A 23,122-nucleotide genomic window follows, 5' to 3' on the forward strand; every position below is an offset into this window, starting at 1 on the left:
CGGTCTATCCCTCCTCTGACGTTGACTTATTGTTGGTTGCGTATGACGTCGACAGCTCAGCCATGGTCGTGGTCAGTCGCCTGATGGCGTCCTGGTCTTCTTTATGCAAGGTTCTAAAACTTCCCAGTATTTTTTCTTCCGTCTGGCTCAGGTTGTCGACAGGCGTCGGGGTATAGGTGCCGGTGAGTACGAACAAAACGTCCACACCTCTGGCAGCAACAGCTGCCAGATAATCAGCCTTTGGGGCGCGGTCGCCACTTTCATACTTTCCCTGAGCATTTGCTTCTACACCACCTATTTCACCAAAAGCTCGTTGAGACAGCCCAAGGCGCTCTCTTTCTTTTCGTAGCCTGGAACCTATTCCACTCATTTGAATGCATAATCCTGTTGACCCCATCCTTACGAATGGTAGAATCGAGCTAAGTTAAACTAATTTGAACGGTTTTGAACTATGCCCGGAATACGCACCGCTGCACAAGCCAAGGCCTGGCTTGAACAACAAGGTAAATCTGTTCAGGAGTTCGCTCGGGAAAACAGCATTGACCCGGCCACTACCTATCAAGTACTTGCAGGCCGCAAAAAAGGTCGGCGCGGAGAAGCTCACAAAGTGGCGGTTTTGCTGGGCATGAAAATCGGCAGCATACCCACCGACAAAGTGCTGGGTACCGCGCTGGGGGTCGACTAACGCCCGCAAACGATGCATCGCCTCACAGTACCTTGGTTGATTTACCTGTTGAAAACAGTCTAGACCAAGCGCGGTCGATTACTCTCGGCAAACGGCTGAGCTCTCCAATATACGCTCCATCCAGAACAAAGCCTTCTCTTGCCCGACAACCTCGTAGCCCTGTCGTCGATACAATTGCATCGCTGGATTACTTTTAAACACTTTCAGCCGGACGCTCCTGGCCCCTAGCTCGCACGCCATCGACGCTATCTGCCCCATCACCCACCCCCCTATGCCCTCGCCTCGGTAGGGTTCGCACAACTGCACATCGCGCAGATACAAATAGTGCGGCTCCATGCTGAAACTGAGAAAGCCGACAGGCTTGTCTGCCTTGTTGATGATGAAGCTCTGGCGTGCCTCCCACTCATCATCAAACGACTGCCCCTGCCAAACCCGAGCGTATTCGGCGTAATACTCACGCATATTCACCCTCGTCAGCTCACGAGCAAAACTCAGGTCGGCAGCGGTGGCCTTGCGAAGCTTCACAGTCAATCCATACCCCCTAGTGCTTCAAGCAACCACAGGCACAGCCCTGGCTGATCAGCCTTGCAAATCCCGATTGGCTATCCGGGGCAAGTCTCCACCAGCACTGGCAGCACGCAAAAGGCGTAGTGTTTTGAGATCCGATGGAAATGTCCCATTGAACCCAAAGCCTTATCTACAGTAAGCTCACTGTACCTACTGGAGAGCCGCCATGTCGCACATCCAATCGCCGAATTGCAATTTTACCAGCGTCCAACGCCAGGTAACGGCAGTGGCTGCGTGGAATGTACAAAGCGCAGTTTCCCAGCAGCTCAACTCTTATTTTGGGTATTGGTTTAGCCACTGGCGCGCCTGATACCCATACGGCGCCCACACTAAAAGGGCCGCCAACCAGAGAATCCTCTACCCCCGGCCGGCTACCCGACCGGGGGTTTTGTTTTTTCGGGCCACCAGAAACATCCGCTTGTACTGAATTGCAACCGAATTGAATTGAGGAACACGACATGAACTACACCACTTATTACCGCAACGACATCAGCTTCACCTGGCGATTTAGCAACCTCCGCTCGGGACAGCCTGCCGCCTCCGACCGGTCACTTTCAGGTGGCAAAACAGCACTAAAGGCCAGTACGGCCAATTGTCGAACACCCCAATAGGGCGTCGAGCGCGGAAATACCCCGCGCCCGCCCAGGAAGCCAGAGCATGAACTCATCCGTCGCCGTAAACCCCCTCTCTGACCTGCTGCCCCAAAGCGTGACCCTGATCGACAGCGTCCCTGCCCCGCAGCGTCTACCCAGCACCCTGCAACTCAAACACCAGTTGCCCCTCGACGTTGCCCTTAGCCATCAGGTTGCAACCCATCGCCAAGCGGCCCGTGCGATTCTCGACGGTGAAGACTCCCGGCTGCTAGTCATCGTCGGCCCGTGCTCGATCCACGATCCACACTCTGCCCTCGAATATGCCGAACGGCTGGCGAAGCTGTCCGCTGAGGTGAGCGATCAACTGATGCTGGTAATGCGTGCCTACGTCGAAAAACCACGCACCACGGTCGGCTGGAAAGGATTGGCCTACGATCCGCAACTTGATGGCAGTGACGACATGGCTGGCGGCTTGGCACTGTCCCGAGAACTGATGCGCGACATGCTGCGTATGGGCCTGCCCATCGCCACCGAAATTCTGCAGCCCATGGCGGCCGGCTACTTCGACGATATGCTCAGTTGGGTGGCCATCGGCGCAAGGACCACCGAATCGCAGATCCATCGGGAAATGGCCAGTGGTTTGGCGATGCCTGTCGGCTTCAAGAACGGCACTGATGGCGGGGTCGCGATTGCCACGGACGCCATGCGCTCAGCGGCGCATGCACATCGGCATTTCGGCATTGATCGACACGGTCATCCAGCGGTCATTGACACTCAGGGCAACCCGGACACGCACATGGTCTTGCGCGGCGGTCATCGCGGGACTAACTACGACAGTCAAAGCATTGCGAGCGTACGCACCAGTCTGGAAAAGGTCGGCATCCCGACGCGAATCATGGTCGATTGCAGCCACGCCAACAGTGGCAAAGACCCGCTGCGTCAGCCTGAAGTATTCAACGATGTGCTTGAGCAGCGGTTGCATGGCGATCGGTCGTTGATCGGCATGATGCTGGAAAGCCATCTGTTTGAAGGGTGCCAACCATTGAGCAAAGCCTTGCGTTACGGTGTTTCGGTCACCGACGGGTGCCTGGGTTGGGAGAGTACCGAGCAGCTATTGCGCGGGGCGGCGACCGCGTTGCGGCGTCAAGCAGCGGGCACACGCTGACCTGCGCGGGAAATCGGCTGACAGCCTGTAGCCGACCCGCTTTTTTCAGTCATAAAAAGCATCTGGGTCGCGCGACCATCCCGCACAGGTTGTGGGGAATCCTCCCGGACGTTCTCCGAAACAAGAGCCGGTGGAGCTGTATGGCGCTGCACGCCACGCAGCCTGCCGGCCCCGGCCATCAACCACCGAATCAAGCGTCCATGTCTCCGCCGCTACCGGGGCAAAATCCAGGGCCATTGCAACGGCTCATCTGCAGCTAATGTGGTTTGCACATTCCAGGCAAACACACAGGTCAACGATGAACACTCACGCGGCAACAAAATTCCCCATATTGCTGGTCCACGGCCTGTTCGGCTTCGAACGGATCGGCAACATCACCATTTTTCATGGTATCAAGGAAGCGCTGGAAAATGCCGGCGCCCGGGTGTACGTACCCTCCCTGTCCGGTGCCCACAGCAACGAAGTCCGTGGTGAGCAACTGCTCGTACAGATCGCCCACATCCTAGAACAAACCGGCTCACAGAAAGTCAATCTGATCGCCCACAGCCAAGGCCCGCTGGCGGCGCGTTATGCCGCCGCGACCCATCCAGAACACATCGCATCCGTAACATCTGTCAGCGGCGCCAATCATGGCTCGGAGCTGGCGGACCAGCTGCGTAAGGCATTTACGCCCGGGACACTACCGGAAAAAGTTGCTGATACCCTGATCGCTGGGTTTGCGCACTTTTTGGCCTTGCTCAGCGGCAATCCCCAACTGCCGCAAGACACCCTGCAAGCGCTTGATGCACTAACAACGGAAGGCGTTGCATCGTTCAACCGAAAATACCCGCAAGGCCTGCCCGCAGCCTGGGGCGGTGAAGGCGCGGAGCAGGTGGACGGTGTGTTTTATTACTCCTGGAGCGGCATCATCAAAGGAACGCTATTCGAAGAAGGGCATAACATAGTGGACCCGCTGCACTTGGCGTGTCGCAGCTATGCACAACTATTCCAGAACGAGAAAGAGCAAAATGACGGCTTTGTTGGCCGTTACAGCTCGCACCTGGGCAAGGTAATCCGCTCGGACTATGCGATGGATCACCTGGACACAGTGAATCAAACTGCAGGCGCGGTGCGAAAAGGTGCCGACCCGATCAAACTCTATGTGGAACACGCCGCGCTGCTTAAAAGCAAAGGTTTATAAAACATCCAAAGGCGAAGCTGACCGCTGGGACGCTGGAAGGAACTTTCGCGAGAAATGCCTTCCTTAATCCGGTAGGCTCTTCCTTTTTTTGACAGGAGTACGTTCCCATGGCTAAAGCCACTGCCCGCCACATCCTTGTTGCCAGCGAAGAAAAGTGCAACGAGCTGAAAACCCAAATCGAAGGCGGCGCTGATTTCGCCGAAGTCGCCAAAGCCAACTCGAGCTGCCCGTCCAGCCGTCAAGGCGGCGATCTGGGCTCGTTCGGTCCAGGCCAGATGGTCAAGGAATTCGACACTGTCGTGTTCAGCGCGCCAGTCAACGTCGTACAAGGCCCAGTGAAAACCCAGTTCGGTTATCACTTGCTGGAAGTGACCAGCCGCCAGGACTGATAGTCCGCCGCTGATCGCCTCAAACGGCCCGTCTACCTGACGGGCCGTTTTTATGTGTGCTCCCTTCCTCTCCAGCACTCCCCAATGGCATGGGTCATTCAAGCCATTCATGCCACCGGGCAAAAAAACAGATTGTGCAACTTCATATGTCAGTGACATCGTTACCGCGCGACTACTCACTCTCTGCATCCAGGCACAATGCAGCCTATGATCCAGCAGGTCTCTTCAAGGCCTTGTTTTTTTACCCTTAACCCTGACATTCCCTTGCGGACGTCAGTCAGGATCGAGCAATGCGTTTTGTTTTTTCATCACTGATTTTCGCAACGCTAGCCTTGATTTCAGGCTTTCAATACGTGTCCGCAACCCCCCAGCATGCCCTGACCGTCTATGGCGAGCAGCCCAAATACCCGGCCACATTCACCCACTTCGACTACGTCAACCCTGATGCCCCCAAAGGTGGCAGCATGCGTCGTTCGGCGCAGGAAATTGGCCAGTTCGACCACTTGCTGCCCTATATCGACAAGGGCACCGGCGTCTCGCAACTCAGCGGCCTGCTCTACTCCCCCCTCGCAGTGCGCTCGCTGGACGAGCCCTACACGGTGTACGGTTTGGTCGCGCAGCAGATGGAGCGCAGTGAAGATGGCTTGTCCCTGCGTTTCTTCCTCAATCCCAATGCGCGCTTCGCTGATGACACGCCGATAACCGCTGAAGATGTGCGTTACACCTTCAATCTGCTGATGACCCAGGGCAGCCTGCAATACCGCACCCAATTCGAAGAAGTGAAGAATGTCGAGGTCGAGTCGCCGACACAGATCCGCTTCGACTTCAAAAACAATGAGAACCGCACCCTGCCTTTGGATCTGGCCTCACTGCCGGTTTTCCCCGAGCATTGGTGGAAAACCCGCGACTTCGCGAACGGTGGCGGTTTTGAAATTCCGTTGGGCAGCGGCCCCTATAAGGTCAGCAAAGTCGATGCCGGACGTAGCATCACTTTCGAACGCGACCCGAACTGGTGGGGCAAGGACCTGCCGGTCAACCGCGGCTTCTATAACTTCGATCAGTTCAGCGTCGAATACTTTGGCGACATCGACGTTGCCCGCCAAGTGCTGCGCGGCGGCGCCTACGACTACAACCGAGAGTACTCGGCAACCAGCTACTCCATCGGTTATGACAGCCCAGCCCTGAGCGATGGTCGCCTGCAAAAGGCGCAGTTGGCCAAAGGCGCCATACAGAGCTCGCAGGGGTTTGTTTTCAACCTGCAACGGCCCATGTTTCAAGACCGCCGGGTACGCGAAGCGTTGTCCATGCTCTGGGATTTCGAGTGGAGCAACCGGCAGATGATGCACAACGTGTATGTGCGTCAGAGCAGTTACTTCTCCAATGGACCGCTGGCTGCTGATCATGCCGCCAGTGCTGAAGAGTTGAAGATTCTCGAGCCATTGCGCGGCCAGGTTCCCGACGAGGTGTTCACCCAGGTATTCCAGGCGTCGAAAACCGATGGCACAGGGTTCATCCGCGACAAACAGTTAAAGGCTCTCGGTCTGCTGGAAGAAGCGGGCTGGATGCCCAAGGGCGACAAGTTGGTCAACGCTGCTGGCGAACCACTGAGTTTCACTTTCCTCAATGGCCAGGCCGGGTTCGAGCGACTGCTGCTGCCTTACAAGCGCAATCTGGCGCAAATTGGTGTCACGTTCGACATCCGCCGCATCGACGCTGCGCAGTACCTCAATCGAGTCATGGCCCGGGATTACGACATGATCGTCAGTGGCTATCCAGTGTCGTCCTCGCCCGGAGCGGAGTTATATAACTGCTTCGGCTCCAAGGGCGCCAAGGACCCAGGCTCTAGCAACTACATGGTGTTACAGGACCCTGCTGTCGACAGCCTGATCAATAATCTGGTCAAGGCCGATAAAAAATCGACCATGGTCAACTACGCCCACGCCCTGGATCGGGTGTTGCAATGGGGTTACTACTGGATCCCCAACTATTACCCGCCCGGCTCGGCCACCGTCTGGTGGAACCGCTTTGGCATTCCGGCCGTGCAAGCAAGCAACGGCGAAGCCATTGAGACCTGGTGGGAAATCAGTCCGACTTCGCTGACAAACGAGCAATTCGCGGCCAAGCGCGGTGCTTCGGCCAACCCTGCGGAGGTGAATTGAATGCTCGGTTATCTGCTGCGACGGTTGCTACTGATCATCCCCACACTGTTGTGCATCCTGCTGGTCAATTTTTTCATCGTTCAGGCTGCGCCAGGCGGTCCGGTAGAACAGGCGATTGCCCGACTGCAAGGCATCGGCGGCGCCAGCACTGCAGTCGGTGGCGCGGCGGCAGAGTCGGTCGGCGGCAGCAATCCTTCACGCGCCAGTCGCGGCCTTGATCCCAAGCTGATCAAGGAAATCGAACGCCAGTATGGCTTTGACAAACCACTCCACGAACGTCTGTGGCTGATGCTCAAGAATTACGCTCAACTGGATTTTGGCAACAGCTTCTTTCGCGGCGCCAAAGTGACAGACCTGATCCTGCAGAAGATGCCCGTCTCGATATCGCTCGGGCTGTGGGCGACGCTGATCACCTACCTGATCTCGATTCCGCTGGGCATCCGCAAAGCCGTCAAACATGGCAGCCACTTCGATATCTGGAGCAGCACCGCCATCATCATCGGCTATGCCATGCCGGCCTTTCTGTTTGCCATGTTGCTGGTGGTCGTATTCGCCGGAGGAACCTCATTGAACTGGTTCCCTGTGCGCGGTCTGGTGTCAGAAAACTTTCAGCAGTTGTCGACCGTGGGCAAGATCGCCGATTACTTCTGGCACCTGGTACTGCCGGTGGCCTCCCTGGTGATCGGCGGTTTTGCCACGCTGACCATCCTGACCAAAAACTCGTTTCTCAATGAAGTCACGCGCCAATACGTGGTCACGGCGCGAGCCAAGGGGTTAAGCGAGCATCGCGTGCTGTACGGCCATGTGTTCCGCAACGCCATGTTGCTGGTGGTAGCGGGCATCCCTCAGGCATTCATCAGCGTGTTTTTCGCCGGTTCGCTGTTAATCGAAGTGATCTTCTCCCTCGATGGCCTGGGCCGCATGAGCTACGAAGCTGCTGTGTCGCGGGACTATCCGGTGGTATTCGGCTCGCTGTTCATCTTTACCCTGTTCGGCCTCGTGATAAAACTGATCGGCGATGTCTGCTACACGCTGGTCGACCCTCGAATCGATTTCAGTGCGAGGAACGCCTGATGTTCAGACTTTCCCCGCTAGGCCGTCGCCGCTTCGATCGCTTTCGCCATAACCGTCGAGGCTGGTGGGCGCTATGGCTATTCGTCGGGCTGTTCCTGCTGACCCTGGGCGGCGAATTGATCGCCAACGACAAACCGCTGGTACTCAGTTACCAGCATTCGTTGTATTTCCCGGCATTCAAACGCTACACCGAGCAGGAATTCGGCGGACAACTGCCCTTCCAGCCGGATTACCGAAGCGACTACGTGCGCAAGTTGATTGCCCAGGAGGGTGGCTGGATGCTGTTCCCGCCCATTCCTTTTAGCGACGACACACCCAACTATGAACTGACCCGGCCAGCACCCAGCCCACCGACCACCACCAACTGGCTGGGCACCGACGACCAGTCGCGCGACGTGCTGGCACGGGTGATTTTCGGGGCGCGAGTGTCGATCCTGTTTGCCTTGGCCCTGACCTTGATCAGCACGCTGATCGGCATTGCGGCTGGCGCCCTGCAAGGCTATTACGGGGGCTGGGTTGATTTGATCGGCCAGCGCTTGCTGGAAGTCTGGTCCGGCCTGCCGGTGCTTTATCTGCTGATCATTCTGTCGGGGTTTGTCGAACCGAATTTCTGGTGGCTCTTGGGGATCATGGCGCTCTTCTCCTGGCTGACTCTGGTGGACGTGGTGCGCGCCGAATTTCTGCGCGGGCGCAATCTGGAATACGTCAAGGCAGCCCGAGCGCTGGGCCTGGATGACAGCAAGGTGATCATGCGCCATATCCTGCCCAACGCCATGAACGCCACCTTGAGCTACCTGCCGTTTATTTTGACCGGGGCAATCTCGACCCTGACCGCGCTGGATTTTCTCGGGTTCGGCATGCCGGCGGGCAGTGCCTCTTTGGGCGAACTGATCGGCCAGGGCAAACAGAACCTGCAAGCACCCTGGCTCGGCCTGACGGCGTTCTTCACCCTGGCGCTCATCCTGTCCCTACTGGTTTTTATTGGCGAAGCGCTGCGCGATGCCTTCGACCCGAGGTCTTGAAATGTCAGACACTCTGTCTGCAACGTCCGACAACCTGATTGAAATTCGCGACCTGACTGTCGCCTTCAACGGGCAGACAGTGGTCAACAAACTGAGCCTGGATATCCCAGTCGGTGAGTGCCTGGCGCTGGTGGGTGAATCAGGCTCGGGCAAGTCGGTGACCGCCCACTCGATCCTGCAACTGCTGCCCAAAAGCGGCACGCAGACCACGGGGAGTATTTGTTATCGCGGCCAGCAGTTGATCGGTGCCGATGACAAAGCCCTGCGCGAACTCCGCGGTAACCGCATTGCCATGATTTTCCAAGAGCCGATGACCTCGCTCAACCCCTTGCACACGGTGTCCAAACAGATCGGCGAAACGTTGTTGCTGCACAAGGGCCTGAGCGGCAAGGCAGCCCAATGGCGAATTCTCGAACTGCTCGAACTGGTGGGCATCCAGCATCCGCAGAAACGCCTCAAGGCCTACCCGCATCAACTGTCCGGCGGCCAACGGCAGCGGGTGATGATCGCCATGGCGCTGGCCTGCGAGCCTGAACTGCTGATTGCCGACGAGCCAACCACGGCCCTTGATGTGACGGTGCAGCGCAAGATTCTGCTGCTGCTCAAGGAGCTGCAACAACGTCTGAACATGTCGCTGTTGCTGATCAGCCATGACCTCAATCTGGTGCACAGCATCGCCCAGCGCGTGTGCGTGATGCGCGCGGGTGAGATCGTCGAGCAGTCCAACTGCCATCTGCTGTTCAAACATCCACAGCACCCTTACAGCCGACTGCTGCTCGATGCTGAACCTGCCGGCGAACCTCTGCCACGGGATAGCCGTGAGAAAGTCCTGCAGGTCGACAACTTGAGCGTGTGGTTTTCCATGGCCGGCGGCATTTTTGGTCGCCATAAGGAATACCTCAAGGCCGTCGACGACATCAGCCTCAGCATCCAGCGCGGCAAGACCCTGGGTATCGTCGGGGAGTCGGGCTCGGGCAAGTCCACGTTGGGCCAGGCGATCCTGCGGCTGGTCGAGTCGCGCGGCAGCATTCGCTTTCAGGGGCACGCGCTGGACGGCTTGAACCACAAGCAGATGCGGCCATGGCGCAAGCAGATGCAAGTGGTATTCCAGGACCCCTACGGCAGCCTGAGCCCACGAATGTCAGTTGAGCAGATCATCAGCGAAGGCCTCGAGGTTCACAGCGAGCTCAGTCCAGCGCAGTGCGAAGCTGAAGTGATTCGGGTACTTGAGGAGGTCGGCCTTGACCCGCAAAGCCGTCATCGCTACCCGCATGAATTTTCCGGCGGGCAGCGCCAGCGCATCGCCATCGCCCGCGCGCTGGTGCTCAAGCCCGCTCTGATTCTGCTCGACGAGCCGACCTCGGCCCTTGATCGCACCGTGCAGAAACAGGTCGTCGCCCTGCTGCGCCAGCTCCAGGAAAAGCACGGCCTGACCTACCTGTTCATCAGCCACGACCTGGCGGTGGTCAAGGCCCTTGCCCACGACCTGATCGTGATCAAGGACGGCAAAGTGGTTGAGCGCGGTGCCAGCCATGATGTATTCGACTCACCCCAGCATCCTTACACCAAGGAATTACTGGCGGCGGCGCATCCGGAGTTCGCCTGATCATGAAAGACAGTGACAGCCTCAAGGATTACCAACGTGTGCGACGGTTGGCGATTCGTTCATTGTTCGAGATTATCGAGCAGTCCAGTGAAGGTACGGTGATCGTCGATAAAGACGCACGCATCGTCTGGATCAACGAGCGTTATGCCCGACGCTTTGGGCTGCAAGATGCAGGTCTGGCGGTCGGCCAACCCTGTGAAAGCGTCATCCCCGGTAGCCTGCTGCGCGAGGTAGTCAACACCGGCCGACCCGTTCTGTTGGATATGATGGACACGGCCAAGGACCCATTAGTGGTTATGCGCCTACCGATCCATGACGATGCCGGTGCGGTGATTGGCGCCATTGGTTTTGCCCTGTTTGACGAACTGCACGCCCTATCGCCCCTGCTCAAACGCTACCTGAGCATGCAAGAAGAGCTAGCCTCCACCCGCTCCTTGCTGCAGGCACGTCAAGCCAAATACAGCTTCGCGCACTTTATCGGCACCAGCACAGCCAGCCTGGAAGTCAAACGCCGGGCCCGACGTAGCGCGAGTGCCGAGTCACCGGTTTTGTTGCTGGGCGAAACCGGCACCGGCAAAGAGCTGCTCGCACACGCCATCCACAGTGCTTCACCCAGGGCACACAAAGCCTTCGTCAGCATCAACAGCGCAGCCATTCCGGAAACCCTGCTGGAAGCCGAGTTCTTCGGCACCGCTCCCGGCGCGTTTACGGGTGCTGACCGCAAAGGTCGGCCCGGCAAGCTGAAGATCGCCCAAGGTGGCACGCTGTTTCTCGATGAAATCGGTGACATGCCATTGCCCCTGCAAAGCAAACTGCTACGGGTACTGCAAGAAAAGGAATACGAACCGGTGGGTTCCAATGAGGTGATTCAGAGCGATATCCGACTGATCGCGGCGACCTCTACCGACCTTGAAGCGGCAATCAAGCGTGGCGAGTTTCGCGCCGACCTGTATTACCGCCTGAGCGTCCTGCCCATCAAGGTTCCACCGTTGCGAGATCGCCTGGACGATCTGCCTGCGCTCAGCGAAGCCATTCTGGAGGAACTGCGCAGCCAGCACGAGCTGGACCATGAGGCCCTCGCCCTGCTCAGCCAGCATGCCTGGCCAGGCAATATTCGCGAGCTGCAAAACGTCCTGGAGCGCGCCGCCTTACTAAGCGACGACCTGATCCTCGATGCCAACGAGATCCGGGCTGCCATTGGCACCCTTGTTCCAGTGAGCACACCTGCGATACCTCAACCAGGCCCTGCTGAATTAGAAACGTTCAGTGCTGCCCGTGAGCGATTTGATCGGCAATTGATTGAATCGACACTGTCGCGCTGTAAGGGAAATGTCATTGAAGCGGCCAAGCAGCTTGGACTGGGACGTTCTACGCTATACAAAAAAATGACAGCGTTGGGGATTGCAGAGTCTCACTAAAGAGACTTTAGTCTCTTTAGTGAGATGCACGTTGCATGAATGGTCTTCATCGCGCGTAAGTGCGCTCTTACATAAAAAAACGATCAATTGTAGGAGTGGGCTTGCCCGCGATGTCTCTGTTTTGAGATACAAAAGATCGCCTTCATTTTCATGCTAGATAAAAATCCAATAAATTCATGCACTTAGAAACATGGCACGAAACTCGCTACACCTATTGCCAGCGCGGGCTTGCCCGCAGCTCAAAAAAAACAATAACAACAGGAGACACTCAATGAGTGTAATCATCGCCTTAGCGGCCCTCGGGCTGTTGATGCTCGCTGCATACCGTGGCTATAGCGTTATCCTCTTCGCCCCCATTGCCGCCCTCGGCGCGGTGTTGTTGACCGATCCTTCGGCCGTAGCCCCTGCGTTTAGCGGGGTGTTCATGGAAAAAATGGTCGGCTTCGTCAAACTCTACTTCCCCGTCTTTCTGCTCGGTGCCGTGTTCGGCAAATTGATCGAGCTGTCGGGATTCTCCCGCTCTATTGTCGCCGCTGCCATTCGGTTGCTGGGCACACGACAGGCCATGTTGGTGATCGTACTGGTCTGCGCCCTGCTCACCTACGGCGGTGTTTCCCTGTTCGTGGTGGTGTTCGCGGTGTATCCGTTTGCTGCCGAGATGTTCCGCCAGAGCGATATTCCCAAACGCTTGATTCCAGCCACCATCGCCCTGGGTGCGTTTTCCTTCACCATGGACGCCCTGCCCGGCACCCCGCAGATCCAGAACATCATCCCCACGACCTTCTTCAACACCACCGCCTGGGCTGCACCGTGGCTGGGGTTGGTCGGCACGCTGTTCGTGTTCTGCACCGGCATGCTGTATTTGCAGCGCCAACGCAACAAGGCTCAGCGCGCTGGCGAAGGCTACGGCACCGAATTGCGCAACGAGCCGGAAACCGCCGAGAACATCAAGCTGCCCAACCCATGGATCGCGCTGTCGCCGCTATTGCTGGTGGGCATCATGAACCTGCTATTCACCCGTTGGATTCCACAGTGGTATGGCAAGACCCACACCCTCAGCCTGCCAGGCATGGCGACACCGGTGCAAACCGAAATCGCCAAACTGACCGCGATCTGGGCGGTTGAAGCGGCCCTGCTGATCGGCATTCTGGCGGTGTTGGCGTTCGGCTTTAACGCCATTCGCGGCAAGCTGGCCGAAGGCAGCAGAAGCGCAGTCGGCGGCGCACTGCTCGCGGCGATGAACACGGCGTCGGAATACGGCTTTGGTGCGGTGATTGCGTCCCTGCCGGGGTTCCTGGTACTCGCCGATTGGCTGAAAAGCATTCCCAACCCGCTGGTCAATGAAGCCATCACCGTGACGCTACTGGCAGGCATCACCGGTTCGGCCTCGGGCGGCATGAGCATCGCACTGGCGGCCATGTCCGACAGCTTTATCGCGGCGGCCCACGCGGCAAACATCCCTCTGGAAGTGCTGCACCGCGTGGCCTCCATGGCCAGCGGCGGCATGGACACCCTGCCACACAACGGCGCAGTGATTACCTTGCTGGCGGTTACCGGCTTGACTCACCGCGAGGCCTACCGGGACATATTCAGCATCACGATTATCAAAACATTGGCGGTCTTCGTTGTGATCGGCACTTTCTACGCCACCGGCATCGTTTGAGGAATTGCACATGAGTCTTCAAGGAAAAACCGCACTGGTCACCGGCTCCACCAGCGGCATCGGCCTGGGCATTGCTCTGAGCCTGGCCAAAGCGGGCGCCAACCTGATACTCAACGGCTTCGGCGATGCCTCTACCGTACTGGCCGAGGTCAGACAGTTTGGCGGCAAGGTCGGCCACCATCCGGCGGATGTCAGCGACCCCGCACAGATCGCCGACATGATCGCCTACGCCGAGCGCGAGTTCGGTGGCGTCGATATTCTGATCAACAACGCGGGTATCCAGTATGTGGCCCCGGTGGAAGAGTTCCCGGTGGAGCGCTGGGACTCGATCATCGCGATCAACCTGTCATCCGTATTCCACAGCACCCGCCTGTGCCTGCCGGGAATGCGCACCAAGGGATGGGGGCGCATCGTCAACATCGCGTCAGTGCATGGTCTGGTGGGCTCAACCGGCAAGGCCGCCTATGTCGCCGCCAAGCATGGGGTGATCGGCTTGACCAAAGTGGTCGGGCTGGAAACCGCTGCCAGCAATGTTACTTGCAACGCGATTTGCCCCGGCTGGGTGCTGACGCCGTTGGTGCAGCAACAAATCGACGCCCGCGGCGCCGTTGATGGCGACCTGGAAAAAGCCAAGCATGATTTGCTGGCGGAGAAGCAACCTTCGCTGGAGTTCGTCACGCCGCCGCAACTGGGCGAGCTGGTGCTGTTCCTCTGCAGTGAAGCCGGGAACCAGGTGCGTGGTGCTGCGTGGAACATCGATGGCGGCTGGTTGGCGCAGTAAACGGAGCGGACCATGACTGAAGCACTCTGGACCCCAAGCGCGCAGCGAATTGGTGCCACGCGCATGGACGCCTTTCGGCGTTTCATCAATCAGCGCCACGGCCTTGAGTTGCGTGATTACCCGGCACTCCATCAGTGGAGTATCGACCAGCGAGAACACTTTTGGCAGGCGATTGTCGATGTCTTCGGCATCGAATTCCACACGCGGCCCAGCGCCGTACTTATCGAAGGTGCGCAGATGCCTAGCGCCCAGTGGTTCCCAGGCGCAACGCTGAATTTCGCCGAACACCTGCTGCGCCGTCGCGATGATTACCCGGCGGTGATTTCCGTGAGTGAAGATGGCCAGCGGATGCAGTTGACCTACGCCGAACTCGCCGCGCATGTCGCTGGCTTGCAACAAAGCTTGCGGGCTGTGGGTGTTGGCGTGGGCGACCGCGTGGCGGCCTGTCTGCCCAACACCTGGCAGACATTGGTCGCCATGCTTGCCACCACCAGCCTGGGGGCGATCTGGTCCTGCTCATCCCCGGACTTCGGCACCCAGGGCGTAATCGATCGCTTTGGTCAGATTGAACCGAAAGTCCTGCTCACTTGTGCGGGCTATCACTATGCTGGCAAATCCATTGACCAGACTGCCAAGATCAATGAAATCCTCGAACGACTGCCCTCTCTGCAGCAGCTGATCATCGTGCCCTACGCTCGCCCGGAAGCCCGAGTGGAGGATTTCCAGACACCGGCCAACGTGGCGCTATGGGATGACTTCTACTCCGTCGGTGGCGAACCCTACTTCGTTGCGGTGCCTTTTGCCCACCCGCTGTATATCCTTTATTCGAGCGGCACCACCGGCGTGCCCAAATGCATCATCCACAGCGCGGGCGGCGTGCTGTTGCAGCACGTCAAAGAACAGGGCCTGCACGCCGATATGGGACGTGACGATTGCCTGTTCTACTACACCACTTGCGGCTGGATGATGTGGAACTGGCTGGTCTCGGGCCTGGCGTTGGGGGCGACGGTCGTCCTTTACGACGGTTCACCGTTTTACCCTGGACCGCAACGGCTGATGGACTTGATCGACGATGAAAACATCAGCGTATTCGGCACCAGTGCCAAATACCTCGCGGAACTGGAAAGGCACGCGATCCAGCCGCGTTTAACCCATCGCCTGACGCGACTAAAGACCCTGCTGTCCACGGGCTCACCGTTGGCGGCGAGCAGTTACGATTACGTTTACCGCGAAATAAAGGAAGGCCTGTGCCTGTCGTCGATTTCCGGCGGCACCGACATCGTGTCCTGCTTCGTCATCGGTAACCCGGTATTGCCCGTGTATCGTGGCGAAATGCAGTGCAAAAGCCTGGGCATGGCGGTAGAGGTCTGGAATGACGATGGGCAGCGAGTGATCGGCGAGAAAGGTGAACTGGTCTGCACCCGGCACTTTCCAGCGATCCCCATCGGCTTCTGGAACGACCCACAGCAAGAAAAACTCCTGGCGACCTATTTCACCCAGTTCCCCGGCGTCTGGGCGCATGGCGACTATGCCGAAGAAACCGAGCGCGGAAGCATGATCATTCACGGGCGCTCGGACGCCGTGCTCAACCCCGGCGGCGTGCGCATAGGCACCGCAGAAATTTACCGCCAGGTAGAAAAAGTCGAGCAGGTGCTGGAGAGCATCGCTATTGGCCAGCGCTGGAAAGACGATGTGCGTGTGGTGCTGTTCGTCCGCCTGCAGGACGGGCTGCACTTGACGCCAGAGCTGGAGCAGATGATCCGTCAGGTGATCCGCGCCAACACTACCCCACGCCATGTACCCACCAAAATTGTCGCTGTCACTGACATCCCCCGTACCATCAGCGGCAAGATCGTCGAGTTGGCGGTACGTAATGTGGTACATGGCCAGCCGGTGAAGAATACCGATGCGCTGGCCAATCCACACGCGCTGGAGCAGTTTCGGAATCGAGACGAGCTGAACAGCTAACTCGCCAGTCGATCAGCCGCGACGCGGGCCACCGTCGTCCCTTTCATCCACCAGCCCCCAGTTTGCAACATCCACTTCGGCGGCCGGTTCGGGCGCCGCCGGGGCTGATGTTATTTGTGTCGCAGGGCCATTTTCGCGGTGCAGTTTGAGGCGCAGACGCACGTTATTCATGGAGTCGGCATTCGTCAGGGCTTCCTCTTCACTGATGACGCCCTCGATCACCAGATCGAACAACGCGCTGTCGAACGTTTGCATGCCGAGGTTGACCGACTTCTCCATGATGCCTTTGAGCTCGCCCAGCTCATTGCGTTGAATGAGGTCGCGAATGGTCGGCGTGCCCAGCATCACTTCGACAGCGGCCCGTCGTTTGCCATCCAGGGTCTTGACCAGCCGCTGAGAAACGAATGCTTTGAGGTTGTTACCCAAATCATGCAACAGCTGCTGGCGCCGCTCTTCCGGGAAGAAGTTGATGATCCGGTCCAGCGCCTGGTTGGCGTTGTTGGCGTGCAAAGTCGAAATCGCCAAGTGACCGGTATCGGCAAAGGCCAGGGCATGCTCCATGGTCTCCCGGTCACGAATTTCACCGATCAGAATCACATCCGGCGCTTGGCGCAAAGTGTTCTTCAAGGCGGCGTGAAAGCTCCGGGTGTCCACACCCACTTCGCGTTGATTGATGATCGATTTTTTGTGCCGATGGATATATTCCACCGGGTCTTCGATGGTGATGATATGGCCGCTGCTATTGCGATTACGGTAGTCGATCAAGGCCGCCAACGACGTGGACTTACCCGAACCCGTGGCACCGACGAACAGGACCAGGCCGTGTTTTTCCATCACGACATCGAGGAGGATCGGCGGCAGGTGCAAGTCTTCGAAGCGAGGAATGTCCAGCTTGATGTTGCGCGCCACGATCGAGACTTCGTTGCGTTGCTTGAAAATGTTGATCCGAAAACGACCGATGCCGGCCAGCGACACCGCCAGGTTCATTTCCAGCTCACGCTCGAACTCAAGCTTTTGCTCCGAGTCCATGATGCTGGCGGCGACTGTCGCTACCTCTCCGCCCTTCAGGGCTTCGGTGCTCAGGGGCCTGAGCACGCCATTGAATTTGGCGCAGGGAGGTGCGCCGGTCGACAGGTAGAGGTCCGATCCGTCCTGGCTGGCCAGAATTTTCAACAGCGCCGGGAAATCCATGAGCAGCATCCGCACGAAATAGGGTAAATGAACGCTTGCCAGGAGTTAAGGCAGCTTGGGTACCTGTCTGATGGCCCCTAGCTTGAATTGATAACGCTTCCGGCGCAAATCGATATGAGTGTTCTGACGGACAAGTCTGAGGAAATGATCAATTGGCGCCAAGGACAGGCATAATAGCCACCGATTTTTCCAGGACTGCCCCGCGACATGAAAGCTCTCGCCCGCCATATTCTGGTGAAAACCGCCGAAGATGCCGAACAACTCAAGCAGCGTATTGCCAAAGGCGAAGCGTTCGACGTGTTGGCCAAAAAATACTCAACCTGCCCTTCTGGCAAGCGCGGCGGAGACCTGGGTGAAGTTCGCCCAGGACAAATGGTCGGCATCATCGATCAGATCATCTTCAAAAAGCCGCTGCGCGTCGTGCATGGGCCGGTCAAGAGTAAGTTTGGTTATCACTTGGTCCAAGTATTTTATCGGGATTGAGAAGGGCTGCGCCAGAGCTGACGCCTTCGCTCTCTCAAGATGAACTGCGCCCCAAAAGTTGGACATCCATCCAATCTCTGGGGTGTTTTTTCATGGGCAAATATTCAAAGCAGTTCAAGCTATCGGTTCTTCAGCCCATGTGGCGTGAGAAGCTGTCGTTTCGGCAGACGGCTGTGGTTTTCAATCTGGGCAATTCAACCCAGGTGGGCAGATGGCAGCAGCGATATTACAGTGGCGGTCCAGCTCGGGCCGAAGAAAAACTTAACGTCGTGTCCGGGATTAGTTGACCACTACAAGCGCCCAAGGTATTGGGATTGAGCACGGCATCAATCACCGCGCTCAAGGTCCACGTCTACCGCCAAAGACTTAAATCAATAAAAACAAGGTCAGCAACCCACCAAAGATCGCCCATTTTTCCAAGTAGTAGCGCGTACGATTGCGCCTTTTAAGTGCTTTACCACGCTGACGAAGGCTGTAAATTTTGGTAAATGCACGGTTCAGCCCACCCACTCTATCGTCTGCGCCGTTGGGCGAACTGGCAGCAGCCAAAACCGTACGGCTGAACCACCGGTTAAAAGCTGCAGCCCAGCGATACTTCATGGGCCGTTCCACATCACAGAACAGAATGATACGGTTTTGCTGAGTGGCGTTTTCGGCGTAATGAATAAAGGTTTCATCAAACATTACGCCCTCGCCGTCACACCAATGATAGTTCTGGCCATCAACACTGATGTAGCACTTGGGGTCATTAGGTGTTTGCAGCCCCAAGTGGTAGCGCACCGAGCCTGCATAGGGATCACGATGGCGAACCAGCTTCGAGCCGGGCGGAAGCTCTGCAAACATCGCGGCCTTGACCGTGCCGATGCGGTTGAGCAACTCAATGGTGCGAGGGCACAATTCGATAGCCGACGGATGATTATCGCCGTACCACTTAAGGTAAAAACGCTTCCAGCCTGTTTTAAAAAATGAGTTGAAACCCACATCGTTGGGTTGTTCGGAGCGTTTGATTTCTCCAGCGCGCAACAGGTTAAGCGCTTCCTCTCTGATCTCTTCCCAATGGTCCTGCAATGGCTGCAACTCCGGGAAATCGCTCGTTTGCAGGTAGGGTTTGCTGGGCACCTTGGAAAACAAGTAAAGGAAGCAGTTCACCGGCGCCAGGAAGCTGGAATGGTCGCTCAGTTGACGGCCCAGCTTGTGCCGAACGTTGCCGCGCAAGTGTACATAGGCAATCGAAAAAACATAAACAGCAATAATGATAGGTTTCACAGGTGTGGTCACAGATCCAGGGAATACGCTGTCCTGCGTGCACTCAAGTTACCAGCCCGATTAACAAAAAAAGGTCGGGGCGTGTCACATCAGGCGCAGCGGATGCGCAAGATTAAAACACCCTGACGACGACTTTCCACTACTTCAGACTTAAGTCGCAGAGGCCATAGCCTGTTTGTCACAAAGCCATGCTAGGCCTCATTCAATGTTTCAAATGGCAGACGTCATGGCCACCACTTGCAGCTATCACACCGCATACGCTAACGATCAGCCCCCCCGCATACGAAGACTATGGGGCATCATCAGGTACAACGAGAGGTTAAGAGCCCCCGTGCGAGTACGCTCATGCCTGATCGCTGATCGCTTGCAACCTTACAGTGGAAATATCTCGTCAGCCCCACTACGACAGGTGCAAAAATCCGCAATGCCTAGGCAGTAATCAATGAGAAATACATGCTCTCCAATAAATTCAATTCCCCAGAGAACAGAGGTGAGCCTCTTATCTGGATCGTTGCTTAGCGTAGCCTGAAGAACATTGATTTCGTCAGTGCAATACGCCGACCGTCGAAAAAACGGCAAGGGGGAAATCAAGGAGACGCCGTATTTCTTCCCGCCTTCGAAGAACAGCGAGTACGTAAAACAGACCTCTGACGTCCACAAACAATGGAGGCCAACGTTGGCTGAGCTGAAAATCCGCTACCGGCCTCCGTACAACTGCCGTCACACATATGCGACAATATGCTCAATGTCCGGCATGAATCCCGCATTCATCTCTCAGCAGCTTGGCCACAGCGTCCAAATGTTGCTGTCAACCCATGCGCGCTGGATCAACTCAAGCTCTGACTGGAGTGAGCTCGAAAAGCTCAACATTGGTATCAAACCGGTATCAGCGCAAACCAGTCAATCCTAAGCTATTGAAAGGTAAGGTAATTGATCTCCACAGCTAACATCACCATGCAATTCGGCGCAAAACCCTTGTTCGAGAATGTCTCGGTCAAGTTTAGCGGCGGTAACCGTTATGGCCTTATCGGTGCCAACGGTTGCGGCAAGTCTACCTTTATGAAGATCCTCGGCGATGATCTGGAGCCTTCGGGTGGGCAGGTGATGCTGGAGCCGAACGTGCGTCTGGGCAAGTTGCGCCAAGACCAGTTCGCCTACGAAGAATTCACCGTGATCGATACCGTGATCATGGGTCACGAAGAGCTGTGGAAGGTCAAGGCCGAGCGCGACCGCATCTACTCGCTGCCGGAAATGACGGAAGCTGACGGCATGGCCGTGGCTGAGCTGGAAACCGAGTTCGCTGAAATGGACGGCTACACCGCCGAATCCCGCGCTGGCGAGCTGCTGCTGGGCCTGGGTATCGGTATCGAACAACACAACGGTCCGATGAGCGAAGTGTCGCCGGGCTGGAAACTGCGCGTATTGCTGGCGCAGGCATTGTTCTCCAATCCAGAAGTGCTGTTGCTCGACGAACCGACCAACCACTTGGACATCAACACCATCCGCTGGCTGGAAAACATTCTGACCCAGCGCAATAGCCTCATGATCATCATTTCCCACGATAGGCACTTCCTGAACAGTGTCTGCACGCACATGGCCGACCTCGATTACGGCGAACTGCGTCTGTTCCCGGGTAACTATGACGAATACATGACCGTGGCGACCCAGTCCCGCGAGCAATTGCTGTCGGACAACGCCAAGAAGAAAGCGCAGATCAACGAACTGCAATCGTTCGTCAGCCGCTTCTCGGCCAACGCCTCGAAATCCAAGCAGGCCAGCTCCCGCGCCAAGCAGATCGACAAGATCCATCTGGCCGAGGTCAAACCTTCAAGCCGGGTCAGCCCGTTCATTCGTTTCGAACAGAACAAAAAGCTGCACCGTCAGGCGGTCATTGTTGAGCGCATGGCTAAAGGTTTCGATGGCAAGCCTCTGTTCAAGGACTTCAGCTTCACCGTTGAAGCCGGCGAGCGCGTAGCAATCATCGGCCCGAACGGTATCGGTAAAACCACCCTGCTGCGCACGCTGGTCAATGAGCTGTCGCCCGATGCCGGTACGGTCAAGTGGACCGACGCTGCCGAGCTGGGCTACTACGCTCAGGATCACGCGTCTGACTTCGAAGATGAGGCCAATCTATTTGAATGGATGGGCCGCTGGACCCAAGGTGGCGAGCAAGTAGTTCGCGGCACACTGGGCCGCATGCTGTTCTCCGCCGACGATATCCTCAAGTCGGTGAAAGTGATTTCCGGTGGTGAACAAGGTCGTATGTTGTTCGGCAAGCTGATCCTGCAAAAGCCGAACGTACTGATCATGGACGAACCGACCAACCACTTGGACATGGAATCCATCGAGGCGCTGAACCTGGCCCTGGAAAACTACCCTGGCACGCTGATCTTCGTCAGCCATGACCGTGAATTCGTATCGTCGCTGGCCACTCGCATCATCGAGCTGAGCCCAAGCGGTGTTGTCGACTTCAGCGGCACCTACGATGACTACCTGCGTAGTCAAGGCGTCGTGTTCTGATTTAGCGTCAACGCTGTGAGAGAAGCCCTGTCCCTGTGACGGGGCTTTTTCGTTCTGGTGAGCATGAGCATCAGACAATCGTTAGCCTGCTTCCTTTTATCCCCTGCTCAGGCGATGATGGCGTTCTCCACCCGCCTGCCAGCGAACGAGCCCCATGTCTGCCGTACAATCTCCGCACCTCCAGACTCAATCATCCAGCTCCATGTCGATCACTCTGCAGATCGTCTCCATCGTGTTCTATACCTTCATTGCCTTCCTATGCATCGGCCTGCCAATCGCAGTGATACCAGGTTACGTCCACGATCAATTGGGTTTCAGCACGGTCATCGCCGGGGGGACCATCGGCTCACAGTACCTGGCAACGCTGCTCAGTCGGCCCTTGGCTGGGCGTGTTGCAGACAGCATCGGCACCAAACGCGCGATTGTGTATGGTCTGTCGGGCATTGCCGTCAGTGGTCTGCTGACCTTGCTAGCGACACTGCTCGACAGCATGCCCATAGTGAGCCTGACGATACTGATCATCGGCCGTGTGTTTCTTGGCGTGGCACAAGGACTGATCGGCGTGGGCACAATCAGTTGGTGCATCGGCCAAGTCGGTATGGGGCACACTGCGCGGGCGATTTCCTGGAACGGTATTGCGTCGTACGGCGCTATCGCCATCGGCGCGCCGGTCGGTGTGGTGATGGTCGACAGCCTGGGCTTTGCCAGCCTGGGAGTTGCCTTGTCTATTGTCTCGTTGCTGGCCTTGGTGTTGATTCGCAACAAACCGTCAGTACCCGTGATCCATGGTGAACGCCTACCCTTCTGGTCGGTGTTTGGCCGGGTGGCTCCATTCGGCCTGAGCCTGACCCTGGCCTCCATTGGCTACGGCACCCTAACCACGTTTATCACGCTGTTCTACCTAAGCCGAGGCTGGCACGGCGCGGCGTATTGTCTGACGGTCTTCGGCGTTTGTTTTATCCTCTCGCGACTGGTTTTCATCAACGCGATCAACCGATTTGGCGGTTTCAATGCCGCCATGGCCTGTATGTCCATCGAAACCCTCGGCCTGACATTGCTGTGGATCTCACCCACGACCGCAGTCGCTCTGATCGGTGCAGGGCTGACTGGTTTCGGCCTGTCGCTGGTCTACCCGGCGCTGGGTGTCGAGGCAATCAAACAGGTACCGACCGCCAGTCGGGGCGCGGGTTTGAGTGCATATGCAGTGTTCTTCGACCTGGCGCTGGCCATTGCCGGGCCGGTCATGGGCGGCGTTGCCCTGGGACTGGGTTATGCGTGGATTTTCTTCGTTGCAGCAGTGCTGTCGTTGGCAGGCCTGTCACTGACCCTACTGCTGTCTCGCCGCAATGGCATGGTGAAGAACGGAGAGTGAGGATGAGCGCTGCGGCGCGT

Annotated in this window: 20 protein-coding genes and 1 pseudogene; 17 read left to right on the forward strand and 4 right to left on the reverse strand. The window is 57.2% G+C overall.

The window, feature by feature from the left end; translation table 11 throughout:
• Positions 1-4: 4 nt before the first annotated feature.
• The gene (locus QN399_RS06585; protein WP_322179379.1) at positions 5-370 is read right to left on the reverse strand and encodes a helix-turn-helix domain-containing protein; all 366 of its coding nucleotides are present in this window, start codon (positions 368-370) and stop codon (positions 5-7) included.
• Between the two features lie 81 nt (positions 371-451).
• On the opposite strand from QN399_RS06585, the gene QN399_RS06590 reads away from it, so the two are divergent.
• Complete coding sequence (locus tag QN399_RS06590) at positions 452-685, forward strand: DNA-binding protein (RefSeq protein ID WP_322179380.1); 234 nt, start codon at positions 452-454, stop codon at positions 683-685.
• Between the two features lie 78 nt (positions 686-763).
• On the opposite strand, the gene QN399_RS06595 is transcribed toward QN399_RS06590, so the two are convergent.
• Complete coding sequence (locus QN399_RS06595) at positions 764-1,210, reverse strand: GNAT family N-acetyltransferase (RefSeq protein ID WP_322179381.1); 447 nt, start codon at positions 1,208-1,210, stop codon at positions 764-766.
• Between the two features lie 699 nt (positions 1,211-1,909).
• On the opposite strand from QN399_RS06595, the gene QN399_RS06600 reads away from it, so the two are divergent.
• The 11 genes from QN399_RS06600 (at position 1,910) to QN399_RS06650 (ending at position 16,270) form a co-directional block, all read left to right on the forward strand.
• Positions 1,910-3,010, forward strand: coding sequence for a 3-deoxy-7-phosphoheptulonate synthase (locus tag QN399_RS06600; RefSeq protein WP_330200728.1), 1,101 nt, complete (start codon positions 1,910-1,912; stop codon positions 3,008-3,010).
• Positions 3,011-3,308: 298 nt separating this feature from the next.
• Positions 3,309-4,190 carry a triacylglycerol lipase gene (locus tag QN399_RS06605; RefSeq protein ID WP_322216050.1) on the forward strand — a complete coding sequence of 294 codons (882 nt, stop codon included), beginning with the start codon at positions 3,309-3,311 and terminating at the stop codon, positions 4,188-4,190.
• Positions 4,191-4,297: 107 nt separating this feature from the next.
• A complete protein-coding gene (locus QN399_RS06610) occupies positions 4,298-4,579 on the forward strand; it encodes a peptidylprolyl isomerase (protein WP_322179384.1) in 282 nt (93 codons plus the stop codon).
• A 290-nt stretch (positions 4,580-4,869) separates the two neighbouring features.
• The gene (locus QN399_RS06615; protein ID WP_330200729.1) at positions 4,870-6,738 is read left to right on the forward strand and encodes an extracellular solute-binding protein; all 1,869 of its coding nucleotides are present in this window, start codon (positions 4,870-4,872) and stop codon (positions 6,736-6,738) included.
• Positions 6,739-7,812, forward strand: coding sequence for a microcin C ABC transporter permease YejB (locus tag QN399_RS06620; protein WP_330200730.1), 1,074 nt, complete (start codon positions 6,739-6,741; stop codon positions 7,810-7,812). It begins immediately after the preceding gene.
• The gene (locus QN399_RS06625) at positions 7,812-8,834 is read left to right on the forward strand and encodes an ABC transporter permease (RefSeq protein ID WP_322179387.1); all 1,023 of its coding nucleotides are present in this window, start codon (positions 7,812-7,814) and stop codon (positions 8,832-8,834) included. Before QN399_RS06620 ends, QN399_RS06625 begins: the two co-directional genes overlap by 1 nt.
• Positions 8,812-10,440 carry an ABC transporter ATP-binding protein gene (locus QN399_RS06630; RefSeq protein WP_322179388.1) on the forward strand — a complete coding sequence of 543 codons (1,629 nt, stop codon included), beginning with the start codon at positions 8,812-8,814 and terminating at the stop codon, positions 10,438-10,440. The genes QN399_RS06625 and QN399_RS06630 overlap by 23 nt, the downstream gene beginning before the upstream one ends.
• A gap of 2 nt (positions 10,441-10,442) precedes the next feature.
• Positions 10,443-11,858, forward strand: a complete 1,416-nt coding sequence (locus tag QN399_RS06635; protein WP_330200731.1) for a sigma 54-interacting transcriptional regulator — start codon at positions 10,443-10,445, stop codon at positions 11,856-11,858.
• A gap of 271 nt (positions 11,859-12,129) precedes the next feature.
• The gene (locus tag QN399_RS06640; protein ID WP_322179390.1) at positions 12,130-13,521 is read left to right on the forward strand and encodes a GntP family permease; all 1,392 of its coding nucleotides are present in this window, start codon (positions 12,130-12,132) and stop codon (positions 13,519-13,521) included.
• Between the two features lie 10 nt (positions 13,522-13,531).
• The gene (locus tag QN399_RS06645; protein WP_322179391.1) at positions 13,532-14,302 is read left to right on the forward strand and encodes a 3-hydroxybutyrate dehydrogenase; all 771 of its coding nucleotides are present in this window, start codon (positions 13,532-13,534) and stop codon (positions 14,300-14,302) included.
• 12 nt (positions 14,303-14,314) lie between these two features.
• Entirely contained in the window at positions 14,315-16,270 is a 1,956-nt protein-coding gene (locus QN399_RS06650) for an acetoacetate--CoA ligase (RefSeq protein ID WP_330200732.1), read from the forward strand.
• A gap of 12 nt (positions 16,271-16,282) precedes the next feature.
• On the opposite strand, the gene QN399_RS06655 is transcribed toward QN399_RS06650, so the two are convergent.
• Entirely contained in the window at positions 16,283-17,461 is a 1,179-nt protein-coding gene (locus tag QN399_RS06655; RefSeq protein WP_322179393.1) for a PilT/PilU family type 4a pilus ATPase, read from the reverse strand.
• A 207-nt stretch (positions 17,462-17,668) separates the two neighbouring features.
• Between QN399_RS06655 and QN399_RS06660 the strand changes: the two genes are divergently transcribed.
• Positions 17,669-17,944 carry a peptidylprolyl isomerase gene (locus QN399_RS06660; RefSeq protein WP_322179394.1) on the forward strand — a complete coding sequence of 92 codons (276 nt, stop codon included), beginning with the start codon at positions 17,669-17,671 and terminating at the stop codon, positions 17,942-17,944.
• 137 nt (positions 17,945-18,081) lie between these two features.
• Positions 18,082-18,231, forward strand: a complete 150-nt coding sequence (locus QN399_RS26795; protein ID WP_369124882.1) for a hypothetical protein — start codon at positions 18,082-18,084, stop codon at positions 18,229-18,231.
• A 79-nt stretch (positions 18,232-18,310) separates the two neighbouring features.
• On the opposite strand, the gene lpxO is transcribed toward QN399_RS26795, so the two are convergent.
• Complete coding sequence (lpxO, locus tag QN399_RS06665; protein WP_322179395.1) at positions 18,311-19,210, reverse strand: lipid A hydroxylase LpxO; 900 nt, start codon at positions 19,208-19,210, stop codon at positions 18,311-18,313.
• Positions 19,211-19,754: 544 nt separating this feature from the next.
• On the opposite strand from lpxO, the pseudogene QN399_RS06670 reads away from it, so the two are divergent.
• The 3 genes and pseudogenes from QN399_RS06670 to QN399_RS06680 all read left to right on the forward strand — a co-directional run.
• A pseudogene (locus QN399_RS06670) lies at positions 19,755-20,120 on the forward strand (site-specific integrase); the annotation flags it as partial.
• Positions 20,121-20,140: 20 nt separating this feature from the next.
• Complete coding sequence (locus QN399_RS06675) at positions 20,141-21,730, forward strand: ABC-F family ATPase (RefSeq protein ID WP_322179396.1); 1,590 nt, start codon at positions 20,141-20,143, stop codon at positions 21,728-21,730.
• A gap of 154 nt (positions 21,731-21,884) precedes the next feature.
• Entirely contained in the window at positions 21,885-23,102 is a 1,218-nt protein-coding gene (locus QN399_RS06680) for an MFS transporter (RefSeq protein WP_330200733.1), read from the forward strand.
• Positions 23,103-23,122: the final 20 nt, after the last annotated feature.

The organism is Pseudomonas sp. 10C3, from assembly GCF_036346185.1.
GTDB lineage: Bacteria > Pseudomonadota > Gammaproteobacteria > Pseudomonadales > Pseudomonadaceae > Aquipseudomonas.

Bases quoted from the DNA above. Each gene is read 5' to 3' on its own strand.
- QN399_RS06615 (WP_330200729.1), top strand. From the start codon at position 4,870: ATGCGTTTTGTTTTTTCATCACTGATTTTCGCAACGCTAGCCTTGATT.
- QN399_RS06645 (WP_322179391.1), top strand. From the start codon at position 13,532: ATGAGTCTTCAAGGAAAAACCGCACTGGTCACCGGCTCCACCAGCGGC.
- QN399_RS06680 (WP_330200733.1), top strand. From the start codon at position 21,885: ATGTCTGCCGTACAATCTCCGCACCTCCAGACTCAATCATCCAGCTCC.
- QN399_RS06630 (WP_322179388.1), top strand. From the start codon at position 8,812: ATGCCTTCGACCCGAGGTCTTGAAATGTCAGACACTCTGTCTGCAACG.
- QN399_RS06585 (WP_322179379.1), bottom strand. From the start codon at position 370: ATGAGTGGAATAGGTTCCAGGCTACGAAAAGAAAGAGAGCGCCTTGGG.
- QN399_RS06625 (WP_322179387.1), top strand. From the start codon at position 7,812: ATGTTCAGACTTTCCCCGCTAGGCCGTCGCCGCTTCGATCGCTTTCGC.
- QN399_RS26795 (WP_369124882.1), top strand. From the start codon at position 18,082: ATGTGGCGTGAGAAGCTGTCGTTTCGGCAGACGGCTGTGGTTTTCAAT.
- QN399_RS06640 (WP_322179390.1), top strand. From the start codon at position 12,130: ATGAGTGTAATCATCGCCTTAGCGGCCCTCGGGCTGTTGATGCTCGCT.
- QN399_RS06635 (WP_330200731.1), top strand. From the start codon at position 10,443: ATGAAAGACAGTGACAGCCTCAAGGATTACCAACGTGTGCGACGGTTG.
- QN399_RS06660 (WP_322179394.1), top strand. From the start codon at position 17,669: ATGAAAGCTCTCGCCCGCCATATTCTGGTGAAAACCGCCGAAGATGCC.
- QN399_RS06600 (WP_330200728.1), top strand. From the start codon at position 1,910: ATGAACTCATCCGTCGCCGTAAACCCCCTCTCTGACCTGCTGCCCCAA.
- QN399_RS06610 (WP_322179384.1), top strand. From the start codon at position 4,298: ATGGCTAAAGCCACTGCCCGCCACATCCTTGTTGCCAGCGAAGAAAAG.
- QN399_RS06620 (WP_330200730.1), top strand. From the start codon at position 6,739: ATGCTCGGTTATCTGCTGCGACGGTTGCTACTGATCATCCCCACACTG.
- QN399_RS06590 (WP_322179380.1), top strand. From the start codon at position 452: ATGCCCGGAATACGCACCGCTGCACAAGCCAAGGCCTGGCTTGAACAA.
- QN399_RS06650 (WP_330200732.1), top strand. From the start codon at position 14,315: ATGACTGAAGCACTCTGGACCCCAAGCGCGCAGCGAATTGGTGCCACG.
- QN399_RS06655 (WP_322179393.1), bottom strand. From the start codon at position 17,461: ATGGATTTCCCGGCGCTGTTGAAAATTCTGGCCAGCCAGGACGGATCG.
- QN399_RS06605 (WP_322216050.1), top strand. From the start codon at position 3,309: ATGAACACTCACGCGGCAACAAAATTCCCCATATTGCTGGTCCACGGC.